Raw genomic sequence first — 6,878 nt, forward strand, 5'->3', positions numbered from 1 at the left:
TAGCAAGTTTGATTTCTTTAGTGTATTTAGTCATGAAAATAACCCCCGAAATTAGTGTCCTAATTTCGGGGGTCATATCATGACAGGTGTCCTTTTTGCATGTTTCTCTTATTCAAAAGCCATCTGGCTGGTGTAGAGCTGGTAGTAGAAGCCGCGCTTCTTGATCAAGTCGGCGTGCGGTCCTTCTTCAATGACCTGGCCGTCCTTTAATACGACAATCTTGTCTGAGTTCAAAATCGTCTTCAAACGGTGAGCGATCACGAAGCTGGTCCGGCCAGCAATCACGTTGTCCATGGCCTTTTGGATCTTTTCTTCCGTAACCGTGTCGACGTTGCTGGTTGCTTCATCCAGGATCAAGAAGGCCGGGTCGACCAGAATTGTTCTGGCAATTGACAAAAGCTGCTTCTGCCCGGTAGAGAAATTGTCCTGGCCATTCTCAATCGGCGTGTCATATTGCTCTGGCAGGGTCATGACAAAGTCGTGCAGCTGAGCTTCCTTAGCCGCGGCAATAACTTCATCCATTGAAGCTTCCGGCTTGCCATAGCGGATGTTGTCAGCTACTGTTCCAGAGAAGAGGACTGAGTCTTGCAAAACAATCCCGACGTTGCTTCTGAGATTTTCCAACTTAAGGTCGCGGACGTCGACTCCGTCAAAAGTAACTGCACCGCTGTTTACGTCATAGAAACGGTTGATCAAGTTCATGATCGTCGTCTTACCAGACCCGGTTGGGCCAACAACAGCGACCGACTGCCCCTTAGGCACCTCAATTGATACCCCGTGCAGGATTTCCTTGTCTGGAGTGTAGCCAAAGTGCACATCTTCCAGGCGGACAGCGTCATTTACGCCTGAGATAGTCTTGCCGTCTGGCACCGTGTTTTCTTCTTCCTGCTCTTCAACCGTCTCAAGCCGTCTGGCACCGGTCAAGGCGAGCTGGAGCATGGAGTAGATGGAAGTTACTTGAGTCAGCGGCTGGAAGTAAGTCCAGGAATATTCAGTAAAAGTCACGATCAAACCCAGACCAGCTGCCTGGCTGACTTGCTTGGTCATAATCATGTAAGCGCCAGTGGCGATCACGATCGCGAAGTTTAACAGCGAGAAGCCGGAAACCAGCGGGTTCAGGATGCCAGAGTAGAACTGCCCCTTAAACATGGCTTCCCGCACCTTGGCGTTTTCCTTTTTAAAACCGGCAACTGACTGGTCCCTGAGTCCCTGGGTGATGATCACGTTTTCCCCGTTGAGCTGTTCGTTGATGTAGGCATTAAGCTCACCAACCCGGTCTTGCTGATTGTCCAGGTAGACGTGTGCTTTTTTCATAATAATCCAGCTTAAGAGCAAGATCAAAGGAGTAGTAGCCACAACGCTGAGGGCCAGCTTCCAGTTGATGACAAACATAACGATGATCGTGCCGACAAAAAGGAGGGACTGGGAGATGATTTCAAAAAAGGCGTTGTTTAAAGCATTGAAGATGTTGTCCAGGTCACTGTTGAACAAGGACAAGATCTGCCCGTCCTGGTGGGTATCGAAGTAACGGATGGTCATCCGCTGCAGCTTGCCGAAAAGTCCCTTGCGCATGTCGTTGTTGGCGTTAGCGTTAAAGCGGGTCATCATCATCCAGGCGATGTAGGTAGCCACGGAGTTAAAGGCATAAAAGCCGGCCATCCAGGCTAAGGCCTGGTAGAAGACGCCAAGACTGCCGTGCCCCTTAACAAAAGCCGACAAGTTCGTAACCGTCTGCCCTAAAAGGGAGGGAGCAATGACCTGGGCGATGGTCACAATCAGATAGAAGGCAACTGAAATTAAGATCGGCTTTTTGTAGTTTTTCAGATATTTCGTCAAATAAGTAAGCGACTTTTGCTTGTCTGACATTAAAGTTCCTCCTTTCTTTCCTTGGCTTTCTGGGTTTTATAGATTTCCTGGTAAACCGGGGAAGTTTTGAGCAGTTCCTCGTGGGTGCCTTCAGCAACCAGGCGGCCGTTATCGAGGACCAGGATCTTGTCCGCGTGCATGACAGAAACGATCTTTTCCGCGATCATGATCTTGGTCGTGTCAGGCAGCTGCTTTTCCAGGGTTTCCTGGACCAACTTTTCGCTTTCCGCGTCCAGGGCGGAAGTTGAGTCATCCAGAATCAAAATCGGGCTGCCGGCGATGATCCCCCGGGCAATAGACAGACGCTGCTTTTGTCCGCCGGATAAGTTGGCACTTCTTTCTTCAACTTCATGGTCAAAAGTTTCATCGTAGCGCTGGATGAATTCGCTGGCCTGGGCCATTTGCGCTGCCCGTTCAAGTTCATATGAAGTAGCATCCTTTTTCCCTTGGCGGAGGTTGTCGGCAATGGTTCCTGAGAAGAGAACAGCCTTTTGCAGAACATAGGAAACCGTCTTTCTGAGGGCCTTCTCATTAACCTGGCGGAGGTCGCTGCCGCCGATCTTGATCTTCCCAGTTGTTGGGTCATAGAGGCGGGCGATCAGCTGGGCCAGGGTCGACTTGCCCGACCCGGTTGCCCCGACGATACCGACCATTTGGCCTGGTGCAACAGCAAAGGAGATGTGCTTTAAGACGGGCTGCTGGCCATCTGGGTAGGTGAAGGAGACGTCATCAAATTCAATTGAACCGCCCAAGGCGTCTTCCGGGGCTTTTTCATTGAAGACAACGTCTGGCTGGGTGTCCATGATTTCCTGGATCCGCCGTAAGGAGACGTTACCCCGGGAAATCTGCATGACGGCCATGCCGACCAGCAGGATGGCAAAGAGCATGGTCAAAACATAGTTGACGTATGGAGTGATGACGGAAATGTCTTGGGGATGCTGGAGAATGCTGGTCCCGATCAAGTAGACCACTAAGCTGATGACCAGGTAGGAGATCAATTGGGCACCAGGCAGGATGGTGGAGAACCAGTAGCCGACCTTGATGTTGACTTCGTTTAATTCGTCAGAATCCTTGTTTAATTTGGCAATTTCTTGGGGACTTTGGTTGAAGGATTTTACCACCCGGACCCCTTGCAAAAATTCCCCGGTCCGGCCGGAGATTTTGTCCATGTACATTTGGAACCTGTCGAACATGGCGGTAATTTGCTTGACTGCCACAACGCCCAGACCCATGATCAAGGCCAGGAGGACGACAACCGCCCACCAGTAGCGGGGGATGGTGACGATGGCCATGATGATTGACCCGATAAGGATCAAAGGCATCCGGATCAGCTGCATGAAGATAGTCATGATCATGTTCATGATTTGCTGCATGTCGTTGATCAAGCGGACGCTGAGGGATTCAGAGGAGAATTGCTGCACATTGGCCAGAGAGAAAGTCTGGATCTTGGCATAGGTGTCTTCTCTGAGGTCGCTGACCACGCCCTGGGTGATCCGGGAGGCGTAGTAAACGTTGAGGACCCCGGTAATAATGGATAAAAGGCCCAGGCCGATCAAAATCGCGGTGTCCCGGATGACGGCCTGCTGCTGGTCAGCCAGTAGTTCATTTTGCACCTGCTGGAGCAGGCGGGGCTGGTAGAGGGTGGCAAAAGCTGAAAAGACGATGGTGATCAAAGTCAGGAAAACGTCTTTTTTATATCGCTTGAAGTACGGCAAGAGAATTTTCATTATTTATGTTTTTCCTCCTTTAAGTTAGCTATTTCCTTGCTGAGGAGATCAGACCACTCATCCAGAATCTGGCAGGCCAAAGCTGCCCGGTCAAAGCCCAGCTTGTCGATCACCTTTTTCTCGATAGCCAGGATTTCACCTTCTTTTTCCCGGGCATAGGCAAGCCCGGACTCAGTCAAGGCGCAGTACTTGACCCGCTTGTCCTGGTCAGCAGAGCTGATTTCCAGGTAGCCGAGCTCAGCTAGATTGTGGATCCCCTTGCTGATGGATTGCTTGGGGATGCCGCTTCTATAGACGAGCTCTTTTTGTGACAGTCGGGGGTGGGTGAAGAGCTCATATAGAATGATGCTCTCGTACTGGGTGATTCCCATGAGCTTGTCATATTGCTCATACGCGTAAGTCGCCCGGACGCTGGCCAGGGTTACTGATTCTGAAATGCTTTCGTGGTTTTTTAAGTTCATAAAAAGTCTCCTTGTGGACAATACCTAAGATTTTAGTCTCTGTGTAGACTAACGTCAAGAAAAAGGCTGAAAAAATTAAAGTAATTTCTATCCTTGTCAGGCAAACAATAAAAATGCGATAATATTCTTGATATAGACGCTTACGCTGTCTATGTGTTTGTAAGGTAGAAAGTAAGGAGAAAATAATGAAGATTGTATTGCTTGAGCCACTGGGCATTAGCCAGGAGAGTTTAGACAAGCTGGCGGAAAAATTGACCAAACAGGGGCATGAATTTACGGCTTACGACAGCTTTTCAACGGATACTGAAGAATTGAAGAAGCGGAGCGAGGGCGCGGACGCCTTGATTATCGCCAACCACCCCTTGCCTGGTGAAGTGATCCGGGCAGATAAGAATTTGAAGTTCATCTCAGTTGCCTTTGTCGGGATTGACCATGTTGACCTGGAAGCCTGCAAGGAGAAAAAGATCAAGATCTCCAACACTGGTGGCTATTGCAACGCCGCGGTGGCGGAATTGGCCATCGGTTTGACTTTGGACTGCCTCAGAAATATCAGTGCCGGCAATGAGGCTGTGCAAGCTGGTGAGGGCAAGGGCAGACTCCAGGGACATGAACTGGCAGGCAAAACTGTTGGGATTGTTGGTACTGGAGCGATTGGCTGCCGGACAGCAGAGATTTTTAAAGCCTTTGGCTGCAAGCTGATCGGCTATAGCCGTAGTCAAAAGGCGGCCGCCCTTGACCTAGGCCTGGAATACAAGTCACTGGATGAAGTGATGGGGGAGGCAGATATTGTTTCCATTCATACGCCGCTGACTCCGGAAACTAGGGGCTTGATCGGTAAAAAAGAGATCGGCGAGATGAAGGAAGGGGCCATTCTGATCAACACGGCCAGAGGTCCGGTCGTAGATACTGAAGCGTTGGCTGCAGCATTAAAAGAAGGACGGATTAAGGCAGGGCTTGATGTGTTTGACCAGGATCCGCCACTGCCAGCTGATTATCCACTCATCGGAGTTCCGAATTTGGTCTGCAGCCCGCATGTCGGTTTTGACACGAAAGAATCAATTGACAGAAGAGCCGAGATGGCTTTTGAAAACGTGACTGCCTGGCTTGCCGGCCGGCAGGTCCGGACCATGCTGTATGATAAATAGATAAAGCGGCCAGTAGCTGGGAAAGATTCAGTTGCTGGCCGTTTTTTCGTATTATTCGCGTCTTGCCGCATCTTGTTACAGTTTTTTACAAAAAGTTAGTCTACATGTATGCGCTAACGCTAACAAAGAGTGCTATTTCCAATTCTAGCGCCATATTTAGTTATGGGCGGGTATTACAGCTCAAAGACCGACTTTATCAAGCAGCAGATTAAATGGTTTGATGACTATCATAATCCAGTTATTACTGACAATTATGGCAATATTTCACGATTTGCCTTTAGGGATCCTGATTTAATTGATCGGCAATTGCAGGAAATCAGCGTATATCGCTCCATGACGCAATTGCCATGTTCGGCATCGTCTTGATCATCTACTTTGGCGGCCGCAATGTCCTCCACATCGGCTGGAAGGCCTGGGACCTGGCCAGCTTCACGACTTTCTTAGCCTGCTTTACCAAACTCGCCACCAAAGTCTCCCACGCCTCCAAACTGTTTAACGCTGTCCAAAAAGCCCAAGTCTCCTGGGTCCGGATCAGCCCGCTAATAAGCGATCCGATCTATGACCATTACCAATACCAAAAGGAAGAGAAAGTAATAAACGACCTCACTTTTAATCATGTAACTACTTTTTACCACGGCCACCCGGAAACCGCGGTCAAGGACATCAATTTTACCGCCTCCGCTAATGAAATCATCGGTATAACAGGTGAGGTGGCCTGCGGGAAAAGCCTGCAGGGCCATGTCATCTTGCTGATGACCCACCGGGTTGACTGCTTCAGCCAGCTGGACCAGATCATCTATATCCATGATCACCAGGTATCTGTTGGCAAGCATGAGGGCCTGCTAAAAAAGAACACCGGCTATGCCAAGTTGATTGAAGGGGGGGCAACAACATGCGTAATATCGCCAAAAAGGTCATTCATGACCATCCCAAGAGCTTCATCTCCATGGTCCTACTCATCATCTTAAGCATCATCACTTCCCTCTTGCCGCCCCTGGCTTTAGAGCAGATCGTCAATCATCTGATGGATCAAAAGGGTGTTTCTCTGCTTTTTGCCCTGGCCTACTTGGGCTTAATCGTCTTGTCTGACCTTTTTGCCTCAGCCCAGAATATATCCATTACGATTTTTGGCCAAAAATTGACCCACGGCATGCGGAGTGCCTTAGTTCAAAAGCTCAACACCATTACGACTGGTTACTTGACCAATCACGAGAGCGGGTCAATCGCCTCAGTCTTTGTCAACGACGCTGACACCATCAACAGCCTCTATAGCGAGGGGGTAGTCGGGATGATCGCTGACCTCTTCCAGCTGATCGGCCTCCTCTTTGTCGTTTTTACCCGCAGCATTGGCTTGGGCTTCATTATTTTAATCGTCATGCCCTTGATCTTAGTCATGACCCGGCACTTCCAGAAGGCCTCACTGGCTTCCCAGAAGCAAAACCGGGCCGCCATCGCCAAGGTCAACCACCATATTCAGGAAACCCTTCGGGTTCTCTCCATGATCCATATCTTTGAAAAAGAAGACTACATGGAAGACAAGTACAACCAATATATTGAGGAATCTTACCCGGCCCAGAACAAGTCCAACTGGCTGGACAGCATGTATTCACCAATCATCTTGACCATTGAAGCTGTCGTCATTGGCCTGCTCATGATCGGGGCTGCCCAGGGGCAGAAGA

The 6,878-nt window shown here is 49.6% G+C and carries 6 protein-coding genes; 3 read left to right on the top strand and 3 right to left on the bottom strand.

Features of this window, described 5'->3' with window-relative positions; translation table 11 throughout:
- Positions 1–108: 108 nt before the first annotated feature.
- From FD23_RS04510 to FD23_RS04520, 3 genes are read right to left on the bottom strand one after another with little or no spacing between them, the layout of a single operon-like run.
- A complete protein-coding gene (locus FD23_RS04510; protein WP_052933666.1) occupies positions 109–1,866 on the bottom strand; it encodes an ABC transporter ATP-binding protein in 1,758 nt (585 codons plus the stop codon).
- Positions 1,866–3,593 carry an ABC transporter ATP-binding protein gene (locus tag FD23_RS04515; RefSeq protein ID WP_052933665.1) on the bottom strand — a complete coding sequence of 576 codons (1,728 nt, stop codon included), beginning with the start codon at positions 3,591–3,593 and terminating at the stop codon, positions 1,866–1,868. Before FD23_RS04515 ends, FD23_RS04510 begins: the two co-directional genes overlap by 1 nt.
- On the bottom strand, positions 3,593–4,054 hold the full coding sequence (locus tag FD23_RS04520; protein ID WP_025895802.1) for a MarR family winged helix-turn-helix transcriptional regulator: 462 nt from the start codon (positions 4,052–4,054) through the stop codon (positions 3,593–3,595). Before FD23_RS04520 ends, FD23_RS04515 begins: the two co-directional genes overlap by 1 nt.
- A 185-nt stretch (positions 4,055–4,239) precedes the next feature.
- Here FD23_RS04520 and FD23_RS04525 point away from each other — a divergent pair, with 185 nt between their 5' ends.
- From FD23_RS04525 to FD23_RS09295, 3 genes are all read left to right on the top strand, one after another.
- Positions 4,240–5,199: a 2-hydroxyacid dehydrogenase gene (locus tag FD23_RS04525; RefSeq protein WP_052933664.1), complete on the top strand. Its 960-nt coding sequence runs from the start codon at positions 4,240–4,242 to the stop codon at positions 5,197–5,199.
- 347 nt (positions 5,200–5,546) lie between these two features.
- Positions 5,547–6,167 (top strand): hypothetical protein, encoded by a 621-nt coding sequence (locus FD23_RS04530; protein WP_025895800.1) that lies wholly within the window; start codon positions 5,547–5,549, stop codon positions 6,165–6,167.
- Positions 6,092–6,878: ABC transporter transmembrane domain-containing protein (locus FD23_RS09295; protein ID WP_236743873.1), on the top strand; the 787-nt coding region annotated here is incomplete at its 3' end. The genes FD23_RS04530 and FD23_RS09295, both read left to right, overlap by 76 nt.

This window comes from Lactobacillus delbrueckii subsp. delbrueckii DSM 20074 = JCM 1012 (assembly GCF_001433875.1).
GTDB classification, from domain to species: domain Bacteria; phylum Bacillota; class Bacilli; order Lactobacillales; family Lactobacillaceae; genus Lactobacillus; species Lactobacillus delbrueckii.